This window comes from Rhizobium johnstonii 3841 (assembly GCF_000009265.1).
Classification (GTDB): Bacteria; Pseudomonadota; Alphaproteobacteria; order Rhizobiales; family Rhizobiaceae; genus Rhizobium; species Rhizobium acaciae.
The window spans coordinates 4,757,333-4,780,304 of sequence record NC_008380.1 but is presented as its reverse complement, the minus strand read 5'-3'; the positions used below and the strand labels follow the sequence as shown (position 1 = coordinate 4,780,304).

At 60.2% G+C, this 22,972-nt stretch carries 22 protein-coding genes and 1 pseudogene; 9 read left to right on the top strand and 14 right to left on the bottom strand.

The features are described 5' to 3' along the window. Nucleotides 1-4 precede the first annotated feature (4 nt). The 3 genes from RL_RS23175 to hemC form a co-directional block, all read right to left on the bottom strand. Nucleotides 5-1,276, bottom strand: coding sequence for a COG4223 family protein (locus RL_RS23175; RefSeq protein ID WP_011653861.1), 1,272 nt, complete (start codon nt 1,274-1,276; stop codon nt 5-7). Nucleotides 1,277-1,344: 68 nt separating this feature from the next. Further along, nucleotides 1,345-2,052, bottom strand: coding sequence for a uroporphyrinogen-III synthase (locus RL_RS23170; RefSeq protein ID WP_011653860.1), 708 nt, complete (start codon nt 2,050-2,052; stop codon nt 1,345-1,347). Between the two features lie 7 nt (nt 2,053-2,059). After that, nucleotides 2,060-2,989 carry a hydroxymethylbilane synthase gene (gene hemC, locus RL_RS23165; protein ID WP_011653859.1) on the bottom strand — a complete coding sequence of 310 codons (930 nt, stop codon included), beginning with the start codon at nt 2,987-2,989 and terminating at the stop codon, nt 2,060-2,062. A 72-nt stretch (nt 2,990-3,061) separates the two neighbouring features. Here hemC and tsaD point away from each other — a divergent pair, with 72 nt between their 5' ends. From tsaD to RL_RS23135, 6 genes are all read left to right on the top strand, one after another. After that, nucleotides 3,062-4,159, top strand: coding sequence for a tRNA (adenosine(37)-N6)-threonylcarbamoyltransferase complex transferase subunit TsaD (tsaD, locus tag RL_RS23160; RefSeq protein ID WP_011653858.1), 1,098 nt, complete (start codon nt 3,062-3,064; stop codon nt 4,157-4,159). Further along, nucleotides 4,156-5,139 carry an NAD(P)H-dependent glycerol-3-phosphate dehydrogenase gene (locus tag RL_RS23155; RefSeq protein WP_011653857.1) on the top strand — a complete coding sequence of 328 codons (984 nt, stop codon included), beginning with the start codon at nt 4,156-4,158 and terminating at the stop codon, nt 5,137-5,139. Before tsaD ends, RL_RS23155 begins: the two co-directional genes overlap by 4 nt. Nucleotides 5,140-5,148: 9 nt before the next feature. Continuing rightward, nucleotides 5,149-5,442: a YciI-like protein gene (locus RL_RS23150; protein ID WP_011653856.1), complete on the top strand. Its 294-nt coding sequence runs from the start codon at nt 5,149-5,151 to the stop codon at nt 5,440-5,442. A 2-nt stretch (nt 5,443-5,444) separates the two neighbouring features. Beyond that, nucleotides 5,445-5,876 (top strand): EVE domain-containing protein, encoded by a 432-nt coding sequence (locus RL_RS23145; protein WP_003543603.1) that lies wholly within the window; start codon nt 5,445-5,447, stop codon nt 5,874-5,876. Next, nucleotides 5,873-6,520 (top strand): class I SAM-dependent methyltransferase, encoded by a 648-nt coding sequence (locus tag RL_RS23140; RefSeq protein ID WP_011653855.1) that lies wholly within the window; start codon nt 5,873-5,875, stop codon nt 6,518-6,520. Before RL_RS23145 ends, RL_RS23140 begins: the two co-directional genes overlap by 4 nt. A gap of 213 nt (nt 6,521-6,733) precedes the next feature. Continuing rightward, nucleotides 6,734-8,413 carry a glycoside hydrolase family 3 protein gene (locus RL_RS23135; protein WP_011653854.1) on the top strand — a complete coding sequence of 560 codons (1,680 nt, stop codon included), beginning with the start codon at nt 6,734-6,736 and terminating at the stop codon, nt 8,411-8,413. Nucleotides 8,414-9,006: 593 nt separating this feature from the next. Here RL_RS23135 and RL_RS23130 read toward each other — a convergent pair. From RL_RS23130 to RL_RS23095, 8 genes are all read right to left on the bottom strand, one after another. Continuing rightward, nucleotides 9,007-9,420, bottom strand: coding sequence for a DUF3830 family protein (locus RL_RS23130; RefSeq protein ID WP_011653853.1), 414 nt, complete (start codon nt 9,418-9,420; stop codon nt 9,007-9,009). Beyond that, a complete protein-coding gene (gene hydA, locus RL_RS23125; protein WP_011653852.1) occupies nt 9,417-10,850 on the bottom strand; it encodes a dihydropyrimidinase in 1,434 nt (477 codons plus the stop codon). Before hydA ends, RL_RS23130 begins: the two co-directional genes overlap by 4 nt. A gap of 11 nt (nt 10,851-10,861) precedes the next feature. Then, nucleotides 10,862-11,590: an amino acid ABC transporter ATP-binding protein gene (locus RL_RS23120; protein ID WP_011653851.1), complete on the bottom strand. Its 729-nt coding sequence runs from the start codon at nt 11,588-11,590 to the stop codon at nt 10,862-10,864. Further along, nucleotides 11,587-14,535, bottom strand: coding sequence for an FAD-dependent oxidoreductase (locus RL_RS23115; protein WP_011653850.1), 2,949 nt, complete (start codon nt 14,533-14,535; stop codon nt 11,587-11,589). Before RL_RS23115 ends, RL_RS23120 begins: the two co-directional genes overlap by 4 nt. Continuing rightward, complete coding sequence (gene dapA, locus RL_RS23110; protein WP_011653849.1) at nt 14,532-15,422, bottom strand: 4-hydroxy-tetrahydrodipicolinate synthase; 891 nt, start codon at nt 15,420-15,422, stop codon at nt 14,532-14,534. The genes RL_RS23115 and dapA overlap by 4 nt, the downstream gene beginning before the upstream one ends. Nucleotides 15,423-15,437: 15 nt before the next feature. After that, on the bottom strand, nt 15,438-16,130 hold the full coding sequence (locus RL_RS23105) for an amino acid ABC transporter permease (RefSeq protein ID WP_011653848.1): 693 nt from the start codon (nt 16,128-16,130) through the stop codon (nt 15,438-15,440). Between the two features lie 77 nt (nt 16,131-16,207). Further along, entirely contained in the window at nt 16,208-17,044 is an 837-nt protein-coding gene (locus RL_RS23100) for an ABC transporter substrate-binding protein (protein ID WP_011653847.1), read from the bottom strand. 115 nt (nt 17,045-17,159) lie between these two features. Then, complete coding sequence (locus tag RL_RS23095; protein ID WP_011653846.1) at nt 17,160-17,813, bottom strand: GntR family transcriptional regulator; 654 nt, start codon at nt 17,811-17,813, stop codon at nt 17,160-17,162. A gap of 112 nt (nt 17,814-17,925) precedes the next feature. Between RL_RS23095 and RL_RS23090 the strand changes: the two genes are divergently transcribed. From RL_RS23090 to RL_RS23080, 3 genes and pseudogenes are all read left to right on the top strand, one after another. Next, nucleotides 17,926-18,609 carry a GntR family transcriptional regulator gene (locus RL_RS23090; RefSeq protein ID WP_011653845.1) on the top strand — a complete coding sequence of 228 codons (684 nt, stop codon included), beginning with the start codon at nt 17,926-17,928 and terminating at the stop codon, nt 18,607-18,609. 30 nt (nt 18,610-18,639) lie between these two features. Continuing rightward, nucleotides 18,640-18,798: pseudogene (locus tag RL_RS23085) on the top strand (IS701 family transposase); the annotation flags it as partial. 176 nt (nt 18,799-18,974) lie between these two features. Then, nucleotides 18,975-19,832: a LysR substrate-binding domain-containing protein gene (locus tag RL_RS23080; RefSeq protein WP_011653844.1), complete on the top strand. Its 858-nt coding sequence runs from the start codon at nt 18,975-18,977 to the stop codon at nt 19,830-19,832. 93 nt (nt 19,833-19,925) lie between these two features. Here the strand turns inward: RL_RS23080 and RL_RS23075 are convergent, their stop codons facing one another. From RL_RS23075 to RL_RS23065, 3 genes are all read right to left on the bottom strand, one after another. Further along, the gene (locus RL_RS23075) at nt 19,926-21,107 is read right to left on the bottom strand and encodes an aspartate aminotransferase family protein (protein ID WP_233938700.1); all 1,182 of its coding nucleotides are present in this window, start codon (nt 21,105-21,107) and stop codon (nt 19,926-19,928) included. Nucleotides 21,108-21,196: 89 nt separating this feature from the next. Beyond that, nucleotides 21,197-22,483, bottom strand: coding sequence for a TRAP transporter large permease (locus RL_RS23070; RefSeq protein ID WP_011653842.1), 1,287 nt, complete (start codon nt 22,481-22,483; stop codon nt 21,197-21,199). Next, nucleotides 22,480-22,944 carry a TRAP transporter small permease gene (locus tag RL_RS23065; protein WP_041936500.1) on the bottom strand — a complete coding sequence of 155 codons (465 nt, stop codon included), beginning with the start codon at nt 22,942-22,944 and terminating at the stop codon, nt 22,480-22,482. The genes RL_RS23070 and RL_RS23065 overlap by 4 nt, the downstream gene beginning before the upstream one ends. Between the last annotated feature and the right edge of the window lie 28 nt (nt 22,945-22,972).

The window sequence follows — 22,972 nt, the reverse complement described above, 5'->3', positions numbered from 1 at the left end:
GGTCTTATCCCTCCTTGCCGGTGCCGGAAACCGCTTTCGACAGCGCCCCGCCAACCAGTTCCTCGACGCGGATGCGCGCTTCGAGCGATTGCTTGAAGGCGGCGGACGCTTGTTTGCCGAGGGCGGGCAGGCTGTTCCATTCGGCGGAAGCGCCGGGCAGGTCGCCGTTCTTCACCTTCTCCTCCATGCGGGCGGCGATGGCTTCGACGCTTTCACCCTCGATATTGCCGACGGGACGAACGCTCACCAGCGATTTGGCGCTCGACATCAGCCGGTCCGACCAGCTCTGGTTCGGATCCGGCTGGTTGACGGCTTCGACGATCGCGGTGGCGACATCGGGAACCTCGCGCACCAGCTCTGTGCGTGAGGGAATGCCGGTCTCGGCAAAGGCTTTGAGGTCGGCGACGGCTGGATCGTCGGGGGCAACGCCGGCGAAGGTGTCGAGTTCGGCCAGGAACGGGCCACCGCGATCGATCGCCGCCTTGAGGGCGGCAGCCGCGATCGCCCGGGCAACGGCGACGTCCTCGCGCGGCTCGTTCAGCTTCTTTTCGGCCTCTTCGAGGCGCTTGGCGATATCGGCGCCGTTCGTCGTCTGCTGCTCGGATGACTGGGCAAGTGTCGAGCGCAGCTGGTCGAGCTGACCGGTCAGCTCCGCAATCTTCTGGTTGAGTGCCTCGACGTTAGCAGCATCGGCCGGCGCGCCGGCTGCGGGGGCCTTGGCAGCCGTTTCCAGCGCAGCGACGCGTTTCGCAAGCTCGCCGTCATCCGCGCTCGCCGGATTGGCGGCAAGATTGGCGACGGTCTGTTTCAGGCCGTCGATCTCGCCGGCAAGATCGGCCGTCTCCGGCGATGTCGTCTGCGGCGTGGAGGAGCCAGGGAGGTAACCGGCATACTGAATGGCGCCGGCGCCAAGCAGCGCCACGAGGCCGCCGAAGATGCCGGCGGCAATCAGGCCGGAGGTGCCGGCGCTCTTCGGCGCGGGCTGTTCAGGAGGAGGGGTGAAGGAAGGTTCTGGAGCTGCCGGTTCCTCCTCCGGCGTATCCATCACAGGCTTCTCTTCATATTCGGCATGCGACGCGGTCTCGGTTTCGGGCGGCAGGCCGGCATCGGCGGCAGCGGTGCTGTCGGCGTCGGCAGTTTCATTGTTCACCGGTTTTTCGGTATCGGCCGCAGCGGCGAATTCCTGTGCATCGAGGTCGATCGTGACCGGCTCGTCGGCGCTCTTCGAATGGCGTGGCGGGTTTCCCGATACCATGAGGTCCTCTTTATCCTGCATTGCAACGAAACTAGACAGTGATGCCAGTTAAGGGAAGAGGTTAGATCAAATTTGGGCGGTTAGAGCGTTCAAAGCAGCGACAGAAGACTTTTCTCATCCGCCATCGGTGAAATCTCGACGCTTTTTTTCAGAGCCGTCGGGATGGCTTGCGCCACCGCCTCGCTGAGGCAGAGAAGGCGGGCTGTGCTGTGTTCCGGTGGCGCCAACCGCGGCTCCGGCAGACGAAAAAAATCCTCAGTCGTCTGGCGGGAGTAGAAGAGGATGGCGTCCGGGTAACCGTTAGCGAAGATCGCGTCGATCTCGGCGGGATCGGGGACGGTCGGCTGCATGCGGTAGCATTCGGCGACGGAAAAATGGATGCCGAGTTCGCGCAATCGCCTTTCAAAAGTCTCGGCGCGCGGGGTGCCGGCGAGGTAGAGCAGCGTGCCCGGTTTCTCCGCCGCGAGGAGATCGGCGAGATCGCGGCCGTTGCCCTGGGATGAGGCGACCGATCGGAAGCCAAGGCTGCGCGCTTCTTCGGCCGTCGTTTCGCCGACCGCAAAAAGCGAACGGGCAAGATGCGGGTGAAGTTTCTCGCCGAGCGCGGAGAGGACCCTGATGGCTTCGGCGCTGGTCACCGCGATTGCGCCACCGGTGATGGCGAGCGCGTCCGCGGCGGCATTGCTGTCGTGCAGCGGCTCACGCAGCGGCAGCAGCAGCGGCTCGTGGCCCATATCGCGCAGACGTTGTGCGGTTCTAGTCGCCGAATGCGCGGGGCGGGTGACGAGCACGCGCATGGCCGCTTCAGTGCCAGTCGTCGAAAAAGGCGCTGCCGGCCCTGGCGCGCACGTCCTGGCCGGCGCGGGTGCCGAGTGCTGCCGCATCCCGGCGGTGGCCGTCGGTCGTCACCGCATGCTGGCTGCGTCCGTCGGGGGTGATGATGAGGCCGGAGAACCGGATCAGGTCGCCTTCGCAGACGGCATAGCCGCCGATCGGCGTGCGGCAGGAGCCGTCGAGTGCTGCCAGGAAGGCACGTTCGCAGGAGACTGTGTCGAAGGTCATGATATCGTTGACCGGCGCCAGCAGATCGTCGATCCTGGCATCGCCGATGCGGCTTTCGATGCAGATCGCGCCCTGCGCCGGGGCTGGCGGGAAGGTGTCTGGGTCGAGGATATCGGTCAGTACGTCGACCTTGCCGAGGCGTTTCAGGCCGGCAAGCGCCAGCAGGGTCGCATCCACCTCGCCCTCTTCGAGCTTGCGCAGGCGCGTTTCCACCAGGCCGCGGAAGGTGACGACGTTGATATCCGGCCGCATGCGGCGGATCAGCGCCTGGCGGCGGAGCGAGGATGAACCGACGGTGGCGCCATGCGGCAGGTCGATCAGTTTGCGCGCAGTGCGGCCGATGACGGCGTCGCGGATATCTTCACGTGGCAGGTAGGCGGAGAGATAAAGCCCCTCGGGCAGCTTCGTCGCCATGTCCTTGGCGGAATGCACGGCGAAATCGAGCTCGCCGGCGGTAAGCTTCTGTTCGAGCTCCTCGGTGAAAAGGCCCTTGCCGCCGATTTCGGCCAGCGACCGGTCAGTGATGCGGTCGCCCTTGGTCGTCAGCACGACGATCTCGAACATGTCCTCGGGCAGATGATGCGCCGCCATCAGCCTGTCGCGGGCCTCATGCGCCTGGGCAAGCGCCAGCGGGCTGCCCCGCGTGCCGATCCGGAAAGGTTTTGTTTGCATCCGTTCTATTCCGTTGTTACCGGAGTTCTCGTAAACGGGTTTCCATCCCATCGCAATCAACGAACAGGCTTCATGGTTCCCTTTCTGCGCATCCTTGGCATCGAAACGAGCTGCGACGAGACCGCCGCCGCGGTCGTCGAGCGCGATGCGGAGGGGCATTCCAACGTGCTGTCGGACGTGGTGCTTTCCCAGCTCGACGAACATAGCGCCTATGGCGGCGTGGTGCCAGAGATTGCCGCACGCGCCCATGTCGAAGCGCTGGACGAGCTGATCGAGGAAGCGCTGAAGCGCGCCAATGTGTCGCTCAACGATGTCGACGCCATCGCCGCCACGTCGGGGCCGGGGCTGATCGGCGGGCTGCTGGTGGGGCTGATGACCGGCAAGGCGATCGCCAGAGCCGCCGGCAAGCCGCTCTATGCGATCAACCATCTCGAAGGCCATGCGCTGACGGCGCGGCTGACGGACGGGCTGTCCTTTCCCTATCTGATGCTGCTCGTCTCCGGCGGCCATACCCAGCTCATCCTGGTGCGCGGCGTTGGGCAGTACGAGCGTTGGGGCACGACGATCGACGATGCGCTCGGCGAAGCCTTCGACAAGACGGCAAAGTTGCTCGGCCTGCCCTATCCCGGCGGGCCGGCGGTGGAGCGGATGGCGCGGGACGGCAATCCCGATCGGTTCGATTTTCCGCGGCCGCTGGTCGGCGAGGCACGGCTCGACTTCTCGTTCTCCGGCCTGAAGACAGCGGTGCGGCAGGCGGCACAGGATATCGCGCCGCTCAGCGATCAGGATGTGGCGGATATCTGCGCCTCGTTCCAGAAGGCGGTTTCGCGGACGCTGAAAGACCGCATCGGCCGTGGCCTGCAGCGGTTCAAGACGGAATTCCCAGCGACTGGCGAAAAGCCGGCGCTGGTCGTTGCCGGCGGGGTCGCCGCCAATCTCGAACTGCGTGGCACGCTGCAGGCGCTGTGCAACAAGAACGGTTTCCGCTTCATTGCACCGCCGCTGCACCTCTGCACCGACAATGCCGTGATGATCGCCTGGGCGGGACTGGAGCGGATGGCGACCGGTGCCGCACCGGATACGCTCGACGTACAGCCGCGCTCGCGCTGGCCGCTCGATTCCAATGCGGAAACGCTGATCGGTTTCGGAAAACGAGGGGCCAAGGCATGAGCGAAAACATCGCCGTCGTCGGATCGGGGGCTTTCGGCACGGCGCTTGCCGCCGTCATCGCGCTTGCCGGCCGCAGCGCCGTGACCCTCGTCGGGCGTGACCCGTCACTGATTGCCGATCTGAAGGCCGAACGGCTGCATGATGCGGTACTGCCCGGCATTCTCCTGCCCGATACGCTGGAATTTTCCGCCGAGGCGGATGCGATCACCGGCGCCTCCATCGTGCTTTTTGCGATGCCGTCGCAGGCGCAGGCCGATGCGGCGCGGCAATACGGACCTTATCTTTGCAAGGATGCCGTGGTCGTTACCTGTGCCAAGGGTATCGAACGGGCGACGGGCAATCTTCTGACCGACATGCTGGAACGGGAACTGCCGGATCATTCCATCGCCGTGCTCTCCGGCCCGGGTTTTGCCGCCGATATCGCCAAGGGCCTGCCGACGGCGATGGCGATTGCGGCAGCCGACATGGAGACCGCGGAGCGGCTCGCTCAGGCCATATCGGGCCGAACCTTCCGGCTCTACGCCTCCAACGACCGGATCGGCGTGCAGCTTGGCGGCGCACTGAAGAATGTGCTGGCGATCGCCTGCGGCATCGTCGAAGGCCGTGGCATCGGCGATTCCGCCCGTGCGGCGCTGATTGCACGCGGTCTTGCTGAAATGTCGCGTTTCGTCGTTGCCAAGGGCGGGCAGGCGGATACGGTGCGCGGGCTTTCCGGCCTCGGCGATCTGGTGCTGACGGCGACGAGCCATCAGTCGCGAAACCTGCGCTTCGGCATTGCGCTCGGGCGCGGCGAAAAGACCGATCCCCTGCAGGGTGCGCTGGTGGAAGGTGCGTTTGCCGCCTCCGTCGCCTCGCGGCTTGCGGCGGAGTTGAAGGTCAGCATGCCGATCACCGATGCCGTTTCCGCCATCATCGACGGCAAGCTCGATATATCAGAGGCGATAGAGCAGCTGATGACGCGTCCGATCACCACCGAATAGGAGACAGACATGCTTTTCGCCCTTCTCTGCAAGGACAAACCGGGACATCTGAACGTGCGCATGGATACGCGTCCGACGCATATCGAGCATCTGAACAAGCTGAATGCCGAGGGAACGCTGAAGATCGCCGGCCCGTTTCTCGATGACGACGGCAAGCCCTGCGGCAGCCTGATCATCGTCGAAGCGGAATCGAAAGAGGCGGCGCGTGCGCTTGCCGATGCCGATCCCTATGCCAAGGCCGGGCTATTCGAAAGCGTCGAGGTCAAGGCCTACAACTGGGTCTTCAACAAACCGGAGGCGTGAGCATGGCGCACTGGCTCTATAAATCCGAACCCGCTTCCTGGTCCTGGGAGCAGCAGAAGGCTGCCGGCGAAAAGGGCACGGAATGGACCGGTGTCCGCAACTATCTGGCCCGCAACAACATGCGGGCGATGCAGATCGGCGACAAAGGGTTCTTCTATCATTCCAATGATGGACTGGAGATCGTCGGCATCGTCGAGGTCTGCGCCCTGTCGCATCCCGATTCTTCCGCCAAGGGCGATCCGAAGTGGGATTGCGTCGATATCCGCGCCGTCATGGACGTGCCGAAGCCGGTGACGCTGAAGGATGTCAAGGCGAGCGAGAAGCTCGCCAAGATGGCGCTCGTCACCTCGATGCGGCTTTCGGTGCAGCCGGTGACCGAGGAAGAATATCTCGAAGTCTGCCGGATGGGCGGATTGGACAATCCGCCGCGTTGAAGACTGATCCGCAAGCTTTCATCCGCGCCAATACCAGCCTGATGCCGCCGCCGCATGTGCCGGAGATTTCGCTCTATCTGGCGAGCGAGGCGCATGAGCTCTGGCTGAAGACGGAGGAGGAGCTGGAGGCGATCGGCCTGCCGCCGCCCTTCTGGGCTTTTGCATGGGCGGGCGGCCAGGGACTGGCGCGCTACGTTCTCGATCATCCGAAAACTGTCCGCGGCAAGCGCGTGCTGGATTTCGCCAGCGGTTCCGGCCTTGTCGGCATTGCGGCTGTCATGGCCGGCGCCCGGGAGGTCATGGCTGCCGATATCGATCCCTGGGCGGAAGCCGCAGTCCGGCTGAATGCCGAGGCCAACCGCGTTTCGCTCGGATTTACCGGCGCCGATCTGATCGGGCAGGCGGTCGATGCGGATATCGTGCTTGCCGGCGACGTCTTCTACGACCGCGCTTTCGCCGATGCGCTCGTTCCCTGGTTCGCTAAGCTCGCAGCCGACGGAAAGCGGGTGCTGGTCGGAGACCCCGGACGCAGTTACCTGCCCAGAGAGCGACTGGAATTCTGCGCGGTTTATGAGGTGCCGGTGACGCGGGCGCTGGAGGACAGCGAAATCAAGAAGACGACGGTGTGGCGGTTTGCTTCCTAGATCAAAAATGAGAGCCTGATGTCCCAGGCCATTCAGGGGGAACTAAAGCGGCCATCGCTTCGACGCCCGCTGCTCAAGCGACTACTCAAGCCGACCCTCGATATCCAAAATGTTCCCGACGAACTTAACCTGACATCACCGCGCTGGCTTATGACGGGATAGCGTGCATATTCACAGGGGCTATCCGCAGAGCGTTGATCAACGGGGGAACTTATGACGATCTACGACGAGCTTCGCAAAGCGCCGTTCAACCTCGACGACGCTGCGATATCCTGGGTCCGCGACGTCTATGCCTCGCTCGATCTCGATGACAAGATCGGCCAACTCTTCACCTTGATCATGATCGGGACGGATGAAGAGGATTTCAAACGCATTGCTTCATTAAGGCCGGGCGGCGTAACCCGCTTCTTCACGGCTGACCTCGAGTTCGAGCGGCGGGTCATCTCTGACCTCGTGGCCAAGAGCAAAGTCCCGCCCATCATCAGCGCAGACCTTGAAGGCAGCCGTCATTCCTTTGCTTTCGGCACGCCCGTGCTGGGACAACTTGGCCTTGCCGCCGTCGACGACGTTCAGGCGACCGAGAAAAGTTCGGAAATCTTGGCGCGCGAGGGCCGCGCGATGGGCGTGCGTTGGTCCTTCACGCCAGTCATCGATATAAATGCCGCGTTCCGATCGCCGATTGTCGGTACACGGTCATACGGCTCCGATGTCAGCAAGATTGAGCGGCACGCGGTTGCCCATGTTCACGGTCTCCAACGCAATGGCGTTGCCGCCACCGCAAAGCACTGGCCGGGCGAGGGATATGACGACCGCGATCAGCACCTCGTTACGACGACCAATCCGCTTTCCATGGACGAGTGGAAGGAAACCTTCGGTCGGCTCTATAGAACGCTGATCACCGAAGGCGTGTTGGCAATAATGAGCGGACACATTTCCCTTCCGGCCTATATTCGATCGAAGATGCCAGATGCCGGGCTTGAAGCTTTCCGACCGGCCTCGGTTTCCCGGTTGCTGAACGTTGATCTTCTCCGAGACGAACTCGGCTTCAATGGCATCATTGTCTCTGACGCGACACCCATGGGAGGGCTGTCTGCCTGGGGCCACCACCTCGATACGCTGCCTGATATCATCGCGAATGGCTGCGACATGATCCTCTTCAGCGATGCACCTGAGGAGGATATGGCGGCGGTCAAGGCTGCCGTCGAAGATGGGCGAATTACTCAGGAGCGACTTGAGGAAGCAGTTCTTCGCGTGCTGGCGCTCAAGGCGCATCTCAAGCTTTTTCAACCGTCAGATGTCCTCCCCGATGAGGCGGAAGTGCGCCACCTGCTTGCGCATCCAGACAGTGTCGCTGCATCAAGGGAATACATCGGCCGCTCGCCTACGCTTGTGAAGGACGTCAATGGTATCTTCCCGCTCGATCCGGCGAAAACAAAGCGCGTACTGCTGGTCGACGGCGGCATCATTCATCCGCTCATGCCGCAGCCACTGGAATTCTTGCTACCTGCGCTGTTGCGGAAGGAAGGTTTCGAAGTCACGATCGACCGACCGGACATCGTGCCGACCCCCGACGACTTCGACCTCGTCCTCTACACGCTAGGCGACGAGTCGCTGCTCGTCCGAGGCCGGATATTCGTCGACTGGCATAGGATGGGTGGTGGGGGCCTTTTCAAGGCCATGTACCGACCCTGGACGAATATTCCCTCCGCAATGATCTCATTTGGGCATCCCTATCACCTTTACGATGCGCCGCGCGTACCGGCCTATATCAATGCGTACTCCACCATGGACAGCGTCCAGGAAGCCGTCGTTGATTGTATGCTTGGTCGCAAGCCTTTCCTCGGCACCAACCCGGTAGACCCTTTCTGTGGCCTTGAAGATGCGCGTTATTGAAGTCGTTGGGAGCAGAGGCTGCCGGCCTATGGAACGGGCAACAGGCGCGTTCCGGCGACACAGCTCGTCAAGTGTCGCACGCACCGCATCTGCAGAAATGACGCCGCCTCGACGGGAATAGAACCATCGGCACAGCACCGCCTTACCTGTTCGACAAGGGTATCACAGCGTCATTGCGCATCACCACCTCTATATGTGCGCAGAATGCTGAGAGACGGACGAGGAGGAATTGGCGGCGAAGCCATGAACCTCTGCAGAAGAGACATCTTGCGCGTTTTTGGCTGCTTCTGCGACGGAGGCAGTTCTTGAGCCGCTCTTTTCGCAAGTTCGAAGTCAAAATCAAAAGACATTCTGGGCCTCGTCCACCATTTGGAAATCTCGAAGAAAATCTCGTAGACTAGAATGCAGGAAACGTGCCAACCGCTGCGTTTGGCGCTGCTGGCACGCCGGCGTCAACCCTGTCGCCTCGCGCTATTGCGCCTAGAGCATGATGCCGAAAAATGTGATCGGTTTTCGGACGACATCATGCTCTAACTCTTTAATTTAGAATAGGATTCAGATTTTAGGCCGACCCGGCCTAAAATCATCCTGCTCTAGGATACGGCCTCAAATCGAATGGATTGCGCGCCTTCCCACAGCGTGAGGCGCCCTATTTCGGCGAGTTGGTCGAGATTGGATGTGATTGTGATGAAATGATTGCCAGCCAGTTGGCCCATTTTCGATGAAAAATCGACGCCTCCGTAGGCAAGCAGGATTTCCGTTTCGCTGATGCCTCCCGGGTAAAGGATGATATGACCGGGGGCCGGATGGCTTGTATGGTTCTCATAACCGACGCCGAAATCATGGTCGCCAAGCGGGATCCAAACGCCCTCTCCAGACCAGCGAACGTGCACGATTTGACCATCGAACGGCATCTGCTTGATGAATGCTTCACAGGTTTTGGGCGCTCTGGCAGTTTCCAGGACAGCGTCGAAGATGAATGGCCCTGCTGTAATTTTCAGTTTCATGATGTCGCTCTTGTTAGATTTGACTGCTTGTTGATTTGTCTCGCCGCGGCTTTCCGATATTGCCCGTGGCCCTTGGTGCCCACCAGGACGCCGTTTTCGACGACAGGCTTTCCGGCGACAATTGTCGTTGTCGGCCAGCCGGTGATCTCGATCCCCTCGTAGGGCGAATAGTATGCGCCATCATGCAGGTCCGCATGACGGATGGTCCGTTCGATGGCTGGATCCCAGATCGCGATGTCCGCATCCGCCCCCACGGCAATCGTTCCCTTTTGTGGATAGAGGCCATAGGTCTTTGCATGGTTCGTCGAAGTCAGGGCGACAAAGCGCGGCAGATCGATGCGTCCGGCCATGAACCCTTGCGAAAACAGGATGGGAAGGCGGGTTTCGACGCCTGGAATGCCATTGGGAATGTGCCTGAAATTCGTGCGGCCTTTGGGATTAAGCTTCCCGTGCTGGTCATCGTAGCGGAATGGACAATGATCAGATGAAAAGAGTTCGAATGCCCCGGTCTCGATGCCGCGCCAGCATTCTTTCTGGGCATCTTCATCCCGCGGCGGCGGAGAGCAGACAAGTTTCGCGCCCTCCCAATCCATGCCGTCGAGGTCCTTGGCGGTGAGCGTCAGATATTGCGGGCAGGTTTCCCCGACGACCTTGACACCTCTCGTCCTTGCGCGAGCGATCTCTTCCATCGCCTCGCCGTTCGAGACATGCACAATGACAATGGGAACGTCTACGATTTCGGCGAGCGTCAGGGCGCGATGCGTTGCTTCACGTTCGACAGCGACCGGACGGGTAGAGGCATGAGCGCGTGGGGCAACATCGCCCGCCAGCTCGTGCTTTTCGATCAGGAACCTGATTGCGTCTTCGTTTTCACAATGGACCATGACGGTGGCGCCCGTCCGTCGCGCCACATCGAGCGTCATCAGTATCTGCGCGTCATCGAGGCGCAGGCTCTCATAGGTCATGAAGACCTTCAGCGACGGATAGCCGTCGGCCACAAGCGCTGGCAACTCCTGGCCCAGCACGGCGTCGCTCGGGTCGGATATGATCAGATGAAAACTGACGTCGGTATAACACTGGCCCTCTGCGAGCGCATGATAGGCCGTCAGCACCTCTCGCAGCGACTTGCCCTTTTCCTGAAGGCAGAACGGCATGATGGTGGTATTGCCGCCGAACACCGCCGACAGCGTTCCGCTCTCGAAGTCGTCCGCCATCTCGATTCCGTCGCCCGAAGGCTGGGAGATGTGGACATGGCTGTCGATGCCGCCTGGAAGGACATATTTACCCGAGGCATCGATCGTGCGCGCAGCACCCGAGAGGCTCTGCCCGATCTGGACAATCTTGCCGTCTTTAATGCCGATATCCGCCTGGAAAACATCCGCAGCAGTCGCCACCGTGCCATTCTGGATGATGAGATCGTAGTTGCTCACAAGCCTGACCTTCAGTGTTGCAGGATTTTGCCAAGGAAAGCTTCGGTCCGCGGATTGTGTTTTCCCGCGAAAAACTCCTCGCTCGGACGATCCTCGACGATCTCGCCCTGATCGATGAAAATCACGCGTGTCGCCACCCGGCGGGCAAATCCCATCTCATGGGTGACGACCATCATTGTCATGCCGTCCTTTGCCAGTCCGGTCATGACGTCGAGCACCTCGGAAATCATCTCTGGATCAAGCGCGGATGTCGGCTCGTCGAAGAGCATGGCGAGCGGATCCATCGCGAGCGCCCGCGCGATCGCCACGCGCTGCTGCTGCCCGCCGGAGAGTTGGCTTGGATATTTTTTCGCGTGGTCCGTCAGCCCGACGCGATCAAGAAGCGCCATGGCCTTGGCGTGGGCTGCCGTTTCGCTGCGGCCAATGACAATCTTCTGCGCCAGCATGATATTGTCGATGATCGTCAGATGCGGAAACAATTCGAAGTTCTGGAAGACCATGCCTACCCGTGTGCGAAGGTTCGGCAGGTCGGTCTTCGGGTCGCCGACCTCGATACCATGCACCCGGATCGAACCTTCCTGAAACTGCTCGAGCCCGTTGACGCATTTGATCAATGTCGATTTGCCCGACCCCGAGGGACCGCAGACAACCACGACCTCACCGCGCTCGACGTTCACCGAGCAGTTCTTAAGGACAGCGAACTGACCGTAATATTTGGTAACGCCAGTGATCTCAATCATGCCCGGCCTTTCTGGAAACGCGAGATGGAAAAGGGTTGCAAGGCTCTATCGGTCTCGCGACCGAGAACGAGCCGAGATGTCAACTGGCCGACGATCGGGCCGAGGGTGTAGCCGTTTGAGGTGACGGCGTTGAAGAACCCGGGCATTGACGGATGTTCTCCGAGGATCGGCGCACCGTCGATGTTGATGTTCATCGCCGCCCAGCTTCGGATGACGTGAAGTTTGCGCAGAGCGGGAACGACATGCTGGGCAACCCAAAGGTTCCCCTCAAGGCTCGACAGGAGCGGGCGCGGATGTTGATGGACCGGGTCGAGGCCTGCGGTCCAGCCGCCGCCGATGATGAAGTTCCCGTTTGCCGCCTGCTTGAGGGTCAAATGGCGGTCGGCATGGGCGACGAGACACGAAATCAAAGGTGCCGCGGCCTCGGTAACCACCATCTGCAGCGGAGCACCGAATACGGGCACGTCGACACCGAGCATCGCGCCGATCCTTGAGGCGAAGGCTCCGGCTGCATTGACGATCCGTTTTGTCCGCAAGGTGCCCCTCGATGTCCTGACCTCAAACCCGTCGTCCGAGGTCCTTATTCCGGTTACCTCGCAATTTTCGAAGACTTGAGCGCCGTCTCGCCGCGCCGCCCCCAAGATATATTGCGTAGCGACGAGAGGATTGATCTTGCCCTCCTGGGAGCAGTAGGCAGCGCCGACGAAGTGAGAAGACAGAGCAGGCTCCAGGGAGCGCAGTTCCTCTTGCCCGATCAAGCGGCAATCGATCCCGGCCGCGCACTCCACCGCGACTTTTTCCGCCAGAAAACGCATGTGGTCATCGGTTTCGGCCACCATGAGGCCGCCTGTGACCTTCATCTCGAAATCCTGTCCGAGCTCGCTTTGCAGCGCGGCCCAAAGAGCGATTGAATCGCGCTGGAGAGGAAGCGTTTGTGCGGCCGCTCCGCCGCCACCTTCGGCACGGGCACCGTGGTCGAAGGAAAGCAGCTGCGCATGAAGGCTTCCTGCATTCCCTCCTGATGCCAGCGAGTTCGCAAAAGCGCGCTCCACCACCACAACGTCCTCGCCTTCCCGGGCAAGGAAGAGCGCCGTCGAAAGGCCTGCAATGCCGGCGCCGATGACCAGCGTGGACGTTTCCGCCACAGGCAAAGGTTGAGGATTCGCCACTGGGGGTTTTTCCGGCAAAAGTGCGCGCTTGTGGCCGCCCCATTCCGGCTTTTCGACAGCAAGAGCCGCCAGTGGAATAGGTCGAAGTGGCATTTGCGGAGCCAGAAAACCGCTTGTTTCGCCCGTAAGGTGCCGTTCTTTCGCGACGTCAGCGATCGCTTTGCCGCAGTAGCGGCTCTGACATCGCCCCATGCCGGCACGCGACAGGCGCTTTAATGTCGAGACGTCCTGCGCACTATCTGCGCTGAGCGTCCTCAAGGCACCGTAAGCCACCCCTTCGCAACGGCAGATCAATGCATCATCTGGCGGAATTGCCGTCTTTGTCTTTGCATCGTCCTTCGGCGCAAAGACCTGCCAAAGGGCCCCCTGAAACCGTCTATGGCGGGCAAGCCCTTTCACCACGCTTTCATCGGTTTGGACAAGGAGGCCCAGTTTTCGCGCAATCGCCGCGGCGGCGATCTGCCCTTCTGCCATCGCGACATGCGCGCCGCCGAAACGCGCCGCTTCACCGATAATATGCACGTTTGCAAGCGTTGTCTGACCGTCGAGATCTCGCACTGCCCGCAGATCGCCGTCGACGACTTCATGGCCGCACCCGAGTAGCCGGGACAGTTCATTGGAGGATGTGAAATTGCCGCCGATAAGGACAGTGTCAGCATCGAGATTGGTCTCGCCGCTTGGTCCAGCAAAAGTGACGCTCTCCACGCACCGCGAACCGTTGATCGAGGTGAGCACGCTATTCCAGCCTATCTTGACGCCCTTGGACCTGAGCGTCGATATCTGGCGTAATCCGTGACGGGCGAGAGCGGGATCCGTTGCCAGAAGGCTGAGGGCCGCCGCGGGCCGAGACCACGGTGGCGGCGCTGCTTCCAGCAAAGCGACTATGGAGGCTCCTGCCGTTCGAAGTTCGTTTGCGACCTGCATATTCAAAGGACCGTTTCCGGCGATAACGATCCTTCGGCCGGGCACGGTTCCGTAGCTCCTCAGCAACGTCTGGGCGGCCCCTGTTGTCATCGCACCAGGAAGTGTCCAACCCCTCACCGGCGTTGGGCGTTCGTAGGCCCCCGTCGCGATGATCAGTATTTTCGGCTTGCAGTAAAACGCATGGCCGGACCCATAGCAGGCGATAATAAGCGCACCGTCGTCGTCACGTGCGGCACCCCACACCAGTGTAGCGGTTAGAAATATCACGCCGTGATCGCGCACTTGCCCTATAAGCGCTGCGCCGGATAAAGCCTGCTCGTCGCCGCTCATTCGCTCGGCGGCGCTCCATGTCGAGGGTTGTTTGAAATACTGCCCGCCGGCGGACGGCCGTTCATCAATGACAGTCACCTCGGCGCCGGCCGCAGCAAGGAGCTGCGCGGCGGCAAGCCCCGCAGGCCCCGCTCCGACGATGAGAATGTCCATCGTCCTTGTCGTCAAGGACTGCGGCACACCGCAGAGATCGGCAATCTGACCAGTGGCAAGGTCGGGCCGCGCAGCAGGGCGCAGGACCTGCATGTCATTGTCGACAGTGGTCATGCAGGCCCGCTGGCTGACTTTTCCGTCGATCGTCACGAGACAGTCGTGACAGACACCCATTCCGCAGAAGAGGCCACGGCCCTCGCTTTTGATGCCTCGGGAAAATTCATGCCGCCCCGTCGCCTCGATGGCGGCGGCAACAGACATGCCCTTTTCGGCAGATATCTGCAGACCGTCGACCGAGAGCCTGACCCGTGCATCGTCGGGCCTCAAACTCTGGTTTATGGAAGCGACGGGCATCATGGAATTCCTCAAGCGCCGAACGTCAGACCGAAATCGGCCACCAGCCTCTTCATGGCGGCGTCCTGCTCGGGTGGCAACGGTAGGCGCGGCGGACGCGGCAGGCCTGCGCCAAATCCCATGTGGGTCAGCAGTGACTTCGTTCCTGCGACATAGGCCTGGCCCCCGACCGCCTGAATGACAGGCAGCCATTTGAGGTAAAGCTCCCTTGCCTCATCGAACTTTTTCTCATTTGCGACAAGTTCGAAGATCCGCGCCATCGGTCCTGGTGCAACATTTGAAGCCACTGCCACCCAGCCCTGCGCACCCATAACGAAAGACTCGAACCCGAGTATGCCCCCGAACACAGTCATATCGTCGCCGGCCAGCCGGATGATATCGCGCACGCGCGTCACTTCGAGGGTGGACTCCTTGATATAGTCGCAGCCGTCGATTTCGGCGATGCGCTTGACCAACTCCGGCGTCAGGTCGACGTTTGCGGTCGCGGGATTGTTGTAGACCATAATCGGGATGGTCACGGCAGACGCAATGCTCTTGTAGTGATGAACGAGTTCGTCATCCGTTGGGGTGGAATAGAACGGCGGAATAATCATGACGCCGTCAGCTCCCATTGCCTCGGCCTTGACGCTAAGGCGAATGGACTCCCGCGTATCTTCCGCTCCCGTGCCGATCAGAACAGGCACCCGTCCCGCGACAGTTTCGATGACGGTCCTCGCCACACTATCGCGCTCTTCCTCGCTGAGCGACAGAAACTCACCCGTCGATCCAAGAGGGATCAGGCCATGGATACCTTCCTTGACCTGCCAGTCGGTAAAGGCAGCCAGCCCCTTCAGATCAACCGCGCCGCTGGGATCCAAGGGAGTAATCATCACGGTGTAGACACCGCGGAACGTCTTCTGCATTTGAAAATCCTGGTTCTAGCGCTTCTCGTTAATGGAAAGCCGAGATCCGGCTTGACCGAGACGCTTTTCGATATGGCTCTGGAAGAAGTCCCAGAGTGTTGTGAGGAGGAGGTAATAAATCGCCGCGACCGCAAACAGTTCGAGCACCATGAACCGCTCCTGGATGAGGACCTGGGTCCGGCGAAGGAGTTCTTCGACCGAGATGACGGAGGTGACAGAGGTCGTTTTCAAGAGACCGTTCACCGAATTGCCGAGAGGCGGAACGATAACTTTAAAGGCTTGCGGCATGACGATGTAGCGCATGATCTGACGCTCCGTCATGCCGAGCGCGCGGGCTGCCCTAGTCTGGCCTTCCGGCACGGCTTCGATACCGGCGCGAATGATCTCCGCGAGATACGCCGCCTCGTTGAGAGCCAATCCGAGCAACGCCGCCTCTATGACGGTGAACTTGATGCCGAACAGTGGAAGCGCCGTGTAGATCGCAATCAACTGTACGAGAAGCGGCGTGCCGCGAAAAAGCCAGATATACGCCTTGGCAATGTAGTATGGCACCCGCCGCGACGATCGCCGCATCAATGCAAGAGCAAAGCCCAGAATAAGCCCTGCAATCAACGAGACGACGGTGAGCCAGACGGTCGTGAACACCCCGCCAAGTATAAAAGGGTTGAACAGATAACCGAAGAAGCCAGACCAGTTCCAAAGCGACATGAAGACGACTTTCTGCAAGAGGTTTGGCGCGATGTGGTCGCGCCCCGCCTCATCTCTAAACGATCTTTGAAATCAGTTCAGCGGCCGGGGCCTTTGACCGAATAGTCACCCGCGACCATCGGCAGACCGTATTTGTCAAAGAGCGCCTTCAGAGATCCATCCGCCTTCATCTCTTTCAACGTCGCAGACACGGCATCAGCCAAAGCCGGGCTTTTGAATGCGACAGAAACCGGGGCGGGGTAGAGGCCGCTGATTGCCCGTTTGAAGTCCCCGCGGGAATCGTACTCCTTGGCGACGGCGTCGATCGACACGACACCCTGGACCTGGCCTGCCCGCAAAGCCTGGAAGGCCAAGGCGAAATTATCGAACGTCTGGATGGTCAAGCCTTCTTTGCCCGCGTCACGCAGTTCCTTGTCGAGAAGGCGTGTCTTTGTTTCCTCGAAACCACCAATTTCGACACCGATCGTCATGCCGGCCAGATCATCTTTTGCGGCGACGTTTTTCTTCGAATCCGGCGCCACCGAAACGCTGATGGCCTGATCTTCATAGGGGATCATCTGCATGATCTTGGCGCGTTCTTCGGTGAAGAAAATGCCCGTATTGATCATGTCCCAACGGCCAGCCTGCAGACCCGGAACCATCGCGGAGAATTCGATGCGGACATATTCGGGTTCAAGGCAAAGGCGCTTGGCGATCTCTTTGCCGAGGTCGATGCGCATGCCCTTCAGATCACCCGTGGAGTCGATGAACTGGAGCGGAGGAAGCGTTGGATTGGTCGACATGACGAGCGTGCCGGGCTTGATCAACTCGCCTGCCGCCACTTTGGGTTCGCAGGATTGAGCCAAGGCAAAAGACGCTGTGACCGACAGGAAGGACGCGGCAAGAACGCTGCGAGAGAAGTGTGAACGGAGCATGGAGAGCCTCTGGAGTTCGGTTCTTTATCGTTGGATCCCGACCGTGCATTCAAGTGGGATCCCACTTTTATACAAAAGTTCCTTGTAGATGCAAGGGCATTCTCAACTCATCGATTCAGTAGTTCGCAAGCACGCCCTGACGGACGACTTCGAGATGATCGGCCATGGCTCGGCGAGCCGCCTCGGCATCGCTGGAGGCCAAGGCAAGCAGGATCGCTCGATGTTCCCGCACGCCCGGCTTTGCGCGCACGACAGGCAGCTGTCGCTCGAAGATCGTTGTGTAGCGCCGCATCTCCCCGATCGTGGTTGCCATAAAGGGGTTGCGGCTTTCGCTTGCGATATAGTTGTGAAGCGCATCGTCAAACGCCCAGACCACCTCAGGGTCAGGGTCGGGGTCGGCCTCGATCTCGTCAAGCATCCTTGTCAAAGGGTTCAGTTCAAGTCGCGAAACGTGGGGACTGGCGAGCGCGGCCGCGGTTGGTTCGAGCAGCATCCTCATGGTGAGGCTGTCAAGGTAGTCCTTGAGACTGATGACCCTGACCGAGAGAACGCCTTTTTCGTTTCTGACAAGTAGTCCCTCTCCTTCGAGACGTCCCAGCGCGTGGCGCATGGGAGAACGCGAAACAGCATGCTTCGTCGCCAGGCGGCGTTGCTGGACGACCGATCCCCCCGCGAGCCTGGCCGATAGAATATCGGCCAGCAGGGAACGGTAGGTTTCGTCAGCAAGGCTGGAGTCGCCAACTTCATTCAGACCATCGTCCATCTGCACTCGTTCCAGTCCTTTTCCAAATCGGCTATCATATGTAACAAGTGATCGCCTAAGGAAAGCGCGGTGCCGCGTCGAGCGGCCAACGCCCTGAAGAACAAGGAAATAGCAAACGGTGACAGACGCCTTAGCGGCCCCGGGTCGGAAAATTGCGGAGAAAGGGCAGCATAATCTTGCATCGCTGACCTACAAGGCCGTGTCCGACATGATCCGGCATCGCCGGCTGAAAGGCGGGCATGTCATCGTTGAGGCAAGGCTTGCCGAGACACTCGGGATTTCGAGGACACCGCTGCGCGAAGCGCTGCAGAGGTTGGAAGGCGAAGGCCTGGTTCGCAAGGGCGATGGCCGAAACTACGTCGTGCGACAGGTGGATGTCGGCGAGTATCTTCAAAGCTTGAAACTGAGGTTGTTGATCGAACCTGAAGCGGCGGTATTGTCGATCAACGCCATTCCGCGACGGCTTTTGATGAGCGTCCGGCAGGAAATCCACGACCTTTTGGGCGCGACGGCGTATCACACAGACGCGCACTGGTTCTCGGACGACAATCTCCATAATATGATCATTGATCATTGCGGCAACGCGGTCATGGCAAAGGTACTACGGGAGCTTCGGGCGACCACGCGTCTCTTCGAAATCGACCGCCTGAAAGATCGTTTGAAGCCGGACTCCACGGAACACCTCGTTATCATCGAGGCGATCGACCGGGGCGAGGTCGAAGAAACGCGCCGAGCTGTCGCCCAACACATCGAAAGCCTAATCGCATTTACGCGAATGCATCTACAAGTCGCTGACCTTTAGTATTGCAGTTGCATTTTTGTGTGTCACGGCAAGACGGGTTGCATGCGGGCGGAGGCGGCGGGCGACACCGGCCCGTGGTGGCAGCAGGCTATTCTGGGGCATGGTCATTGGGACGCGGCTGGTTTGTGCGACATCGTGTGTGTTCATGCCCTTGAGACATTGGCTGATCTCGCGGTCCCGGTGATCGACGGTGAGACGGACAAGCAATGATCCAGTGAAGCATTCAGCTGTCGCATCATGGCCAGCGCTTTACTCACTTGAGAAAAGGGGAAATGATATCCGCAGTCCGACGGTCTTTTGGTGGAGCTCGCCTAGTCGGAACTATCAGATTGCCGCACGTCCCATAGCGAGCTCCAAGGTTCAAAATGCAGCACTTCGACACAGATGCGCTCGCGACCTTCGTGGCAGTGGCCGACGCCGGTGGCTTTACTGCAGCAGGGACGAGGATCGGCAAATCGCAAGCGGCCGTCAGTCTCATCATCGCCCGTTTTGAAGAACAGATCGGGCGGAAGCTGTTCGACCGGACAAGACGCGGCGTGCACCTGACTGAAACAGGCGAGATCCTGATTGGCTATGCCCGCCGTATCATTGCGATCGAGGACGAGGCGCTGGCAGCGCTCGATCCAGGTGCCATGCGCGGCTATGTCCGTCTTGGAATGCCGGACGACTACATCGAGCTGTTTGGCAAGCCTTTGATTGAAGAGTTTTCGCGCGCCAATCCCCGTATCCAAGTCGAGATCCAGTGCGACTTCTCCCGCTCCCTCGAGGCGATGGTCGAACATGGCACTATCAATCTCGCTATCATCACTCGTGCACCGGATTCAATCGTCGGCGAGTTGCTGCGTCGCGAGCCGCTGGTCTGGTGCGGACCTCCGGATGGGCAGATTGAGCGACAGCGGCCCCTGCCTCTTGCCTTGTTTCCAGAGAAGGATTGTCGAGCACGGCCCCATATCGTCCACGCTCTCACCCAGGCCGGCATCGGATGGCGAGCGGCATGGACATCCTCACATCTGCCGTCGATTCAGGCGGCGCTGGATGCGGGTGCCGCGGTTACAGCTTTGCCGGCCTCGGTTGTCGCTTCGCGACACCGCCGTCTGACCGCGGAAGACGACGGCCTGCCGTCGCTGAAACCGCTTGAGATCGCCCTTCTCGTTCCACATGGCGCGCGAGCCGCTGTTCGCACGGTCGCCAGCTTCGTCCGCTCGCATTTTCAGCAGCTTTGACACTATCTACTGGTCGCCGTGATCAGGGTCGCGATCCGGCGAACGGCCAGTTGCAAGGCATATGGTTTTCAGGATCCCAAAACAGCAAATTGGCTAAGCCGCCATGTCTCTTGCGGCGTTTTCAAAAATACCGATCATCTCGTCGATAACGCCATCAGTATGGGCATCGGAAAGATAGAGACGACCGAAGGCAAACGGCATGATCAACAGCCCGCGGCGACGCAGCGCCTCATGAAGTTTGAGGGTCATGACGGCATTTGCCCTGCTCAGTGTCTCTGCGTAGTTTGAGGGCGGGCTATCGGCAAACCAGATTGTAAATACAGAGCCTTCCCCCGAGGTCGTAACTGTCCTACCGCATTTAGCGAACGCGGAACTTATACCGTGTCTCAAACGCTCGCCGCGCGCCAGCAAGGCAGCGTAATCGAGGTCTTTCAGAACCTGAAACGTTGCGGTGACGGCGGCTGTGGCAACAGGATTGCCGCTGTAAGTCCCGGCGCGATTGACCGTACCCTCTTCTGCAAGCGCCATGAGGTCGGGTCGACCGACGACAGCGGCCACTGCGACGCCACTGCCGATGGCTTTGCCGACGGTGGCCAGATCTGCTTCCACCTCCATGCTATGCCCCGTCAGCCCGAAACGCGTGCGAAATCCCATCAGCACTTCGTCGAGAATGACAAGCGCGCCATGGCGCCGCGCCGTCGCTTCCACATGCGCAAGATATCCGGGCGCTGCCGGGATGCATCCCGCATTGGCCAGCATCGGTTCCAGGATGACGGCAGCGATGCCACTGTTTTCCGCGAACAGTTGATCGACGTCATCGAAGTCGTTGAAGCGCAGCAGCGTGGTTCGCTCGTGCACCGGCCTTGCATTTGTGAGCATTGCCGCATCGGCGGATCCCGCCTGGCCGAGCGTGACATCGTCATACCAGCCATCATAGCCGGCAGCCATTTTTGCGATATAGGAGCGGCCCGTGGCAGCGCGAGCGAGCCGGCAAGCGAGATGAACAGCCTCGCTACCGGTATTGGTAAAAATCGCCCGCGACAAATGCTGCGTTGCAGCGGTCAGCACGCCGGCAGCTTCCTCCTCTCCATCATGGGCAAAGGCCGGCATCGGCCCGTTGCGCAGGGCGGCAGTGACGGCCTCGACAACCAGCGGGTTCGCATGACCGATCACCGTCGCCCCAAATCCGAGCGCCGTATCGATATATTGGCACTGTCTGTCGTCCCAGATATAGGCACCTTGGGACCGTCGGGCGACAAAGGGTTTGCCGTCCATCGGTGGCAAGGCCCGCCCGGCGCTGGAGATTCCCCCAACCAGATGTGTCGTCATCGTATTTGTCCATTCGTTGCGGCCACGGACGGTTGCTAGAACCCGAAGTAACGCGGAAGCCATTCCGTCGTCTCCGGAATGAAGGCGACGAGCAGGAGGCAGATGTTGCTGGTAATGAAGAACGGGATAAGCCTGCGCGTAACCGCGTTCACCCCGACCTTGGCGACGTTGCAGACGACGAAGATGTTGGTGCCCACCGGTGGGGTGAACAATCCGATACCCAGCGCCATGGTGAAGATCAGACCAAGCTGATAGGGCTGAAGCCCGGCTTCGATGCCGATCGGATGTAATATCGGTGCGAGGATGATCAACGAAGGCCCAAGGTCCGCCCAGGTGCCGACGAAGGTCAGAAGCGCCAGGATGAGCAGGATGGTGATTGTCGGACCGGCTCCCCAAGCATGAAGGAGCCCGGCGGTCCATTGCGGAATCTGCTCGACGGTCAGTATCCAGGAAAACGGAACGGAAACAGCCATGATGATCATGATCGCGCCGGTCATGCGTACCGTCTCCACCCCGATCTTCCAAAGGCCGGCCAAGGTAATTTCGCGGTAGAGGACGCCTCCGACCAGAAGAGCCCAGACCACTGCGACGAAAGCAGCCTCCGTCGTTGTCGCAAGCCCACTCAGCATGGAACTGAGAACCGCAATAGGCATCATTAACGCAGGGAGTGCCCGCAAAAGGTGCTTGCTGAAGCTTGTTACGGTCGGACGGGTCTCCGACTTTGGAAAGTTCTCCTTCACCCCGACCCACCAGGCCGTGAGCATGAATGTGACCGCCAACATAAGACCCGGAATGATGCCTGCTGCAAATAGCCCACCAATCGATGTATCCGTTATGACCCCGTACATGATCATCACAACGCTCGGCGGAAGAATGATGCCGAGCGTACCGGCCGCAGCGGTGACGGCTGCAGAGAAGTCTCTTGGATAGCCCCGTTCGGCCATCGCCGGGATCATGATGGCGCCGACAGCACCTGTGTCGGCCGTGGCCGATCCGGTAATTCCGCCATAAATCATGCAGGTCGCGACATTGACGACACCCAATCCTCCTCGCACCCATCCGACCATGTCATTGGCAAGGTCGATGATCCGGCGTGTCAGGCCACCCTCGTTCATGATGCCGCCGGCGACGAGAAACAGCGGGATGGACGCCAATGAAATGGAATCGGCTCCCATATAGACCTGTTGCGCAAACCAGGAGGGTGGGAGCGGAACCAGACCGAAATAAATGACGACAAGGGTGGAAAACGCGATCGACCATGCGACCGGCACACCAGTGTAGAGCGTGATGGCGAAGACGCCGAAGAGAACCAGAAGTGTCATTGCCTACGCTCCCGGAATGCTGAAACAATACGAGCAATGGCGATGACGGCGAGAGTGGCGCCCATGAAGACGATGATGCTCTGAACGGTCCAACTCGGCGCGCGCATAACGGGGGTCGGAACAAATCCCGTGCGCGCAAGCATGGCCTTGCCGCTCCACAGAAAGGCGGCGGCAACGGCGAGCAGGATGAGATTGTGATAGATGCGAAACCAGCGGTTCCGGCCACTGGTGGACGTGTTGCCGTCGATGGAAACATTTTCGCCGGCGACCTCCGACAGAACAGCACCGATCGCGGTCGTCCACAAGAACAGGATACCGACCATTTCAAATGACCAAGTGATACCGGAAAGACCGAGATACCGGCCCACGGCGCCAAGCCCGGTAGAAAGGATTAGGGCGACGACAACGAGGACACCAACGATCGTCATCACGAAGACCGCTGAAGAAGCGAGGCGTTTCATGGGGCTTTCCATCAAAGGAGGACGTGGC

Excerpts from the sequence above, each read along its gene's own strand:
- RL_RS23145 (WP_003543603.1), top strand. The coding sequence starts at position 5,445 with ATGGCGCACTGGCTCTATAAATCCGAACCCGCTTCCTGGTCCTGGGAG.
- RL_RS23070 (WP_011653842.1), bottom strand. The coding sequence starts at position 22,483 with ATGACACTTCTGGTTCTCTTCGGCGTCTTCGCCATCACGCTCTACACT.
- RL_RS23105 (WP_011653848.1), bottom strand. The coding sequence starts at position 16,130 with ATGTCGCTTTGGAACTGGTCTGGCTTCTTCGGTTATCTGTTCAACCCT.
- RL_RS23100 (WP_011653847.1), bottom strand. The coding sequence starts at position 17,044 with ATGCTCCGTTCACACTTCTCTCGCAGCGTTCTTGCCGCGTCCTTCCTG.
- RL_RS23120 (WP_011653851.1), bottom strand. The coding sequence starts at position 11,590 with ATGATTGAGATCACTGGCGTTACCAAATATTACGGTCAGTTCGCTGTC.
- RL_RS23065 (WP_041936500.1), bottom strand. The coding sequence starts at position 22,944 with ATGAAACGCCTCGCTTCTTCAGCGGTCTTCGTGATGACGATCGTTGGT.
- RL_RS23150 (WP_011653856.1), top strand. The coding sequence starts at position 5,149 with ATGCTTTTCGCCCTTCTCTGCAAGGACAAACCGGGACATCTGAACGTG.
- dapA (WP_011653849.1), bottom strand. The coding sequence starts at position 15,422 with ATGCAGAAGACGTTCCGCGGTGTCTACACCGTGATGATTACTCCCTTG.
- RL_RS23130 (WP_011653853.1), bottom strand. The coding sequence starts at position 9,420 with ATGAAACTGAAAATTACAGCAGGGCCATTCATCTTCGACGCTGTCCTG.
- hemC (WP_011653859.1), bottom strand. The coding sequence starts at position 2,989 with ATGCAAACAAAACCTTTCCGGATCGGCACGCGGGGCAGCCCGCTGGCG.
- RL_RS23175 (WP_011653861.1), bottom strand. The coding sequence starts at position 1,276 with ATGCAGGATAAAGAGGACCTCATGGTATCGGGAAACCCGCCACGCCAT.
- RL_RS23170 (WP_011653860.1), bottom strand. The coding sequence starts at position 2,052 with ATGCGCGTGCTCGTCACCCGCCCCGCGCATTCGGCGACTAGAACCGCA.
- RL_RS23080 (WP_011653844.1), top strand. The coding sequence starts at position 18,975 with ATGCAGCACTTCGACACAGATGCGCTCGCGACCTTCGTGGCAGTGGCC.
- RL_RS23135 (WP_011653854.1), top strand. The coding sequence starts at position 6,734 with ATGACGATCTACGACGAGCTTCGCAAAGCGCCGTTCAACCTCGACGAC.
- RL_RS23075 (WP_233938700.1), bottom strand. The coding sequence starts at position 21,107 with ATGGACGGCAAACCCTTTGTCGCCCGACGGTCCCAAGGTGCCTATATC.
- tsaD (WP_011653858.1), top strand. The coding sequence starts at position 3,062 with ATGGTTCCCTTTCTGCGCATCCTTGGCATCGAAACGAGCTGCGACGAG.
- RL_RS23155 (WP_011653857.1), top strand. The coding sequence starts at position 4,156 with ATGAGCGAAAACATCGCCGTCGTCGGATCGGGGGCTTTCGGCACGGCG.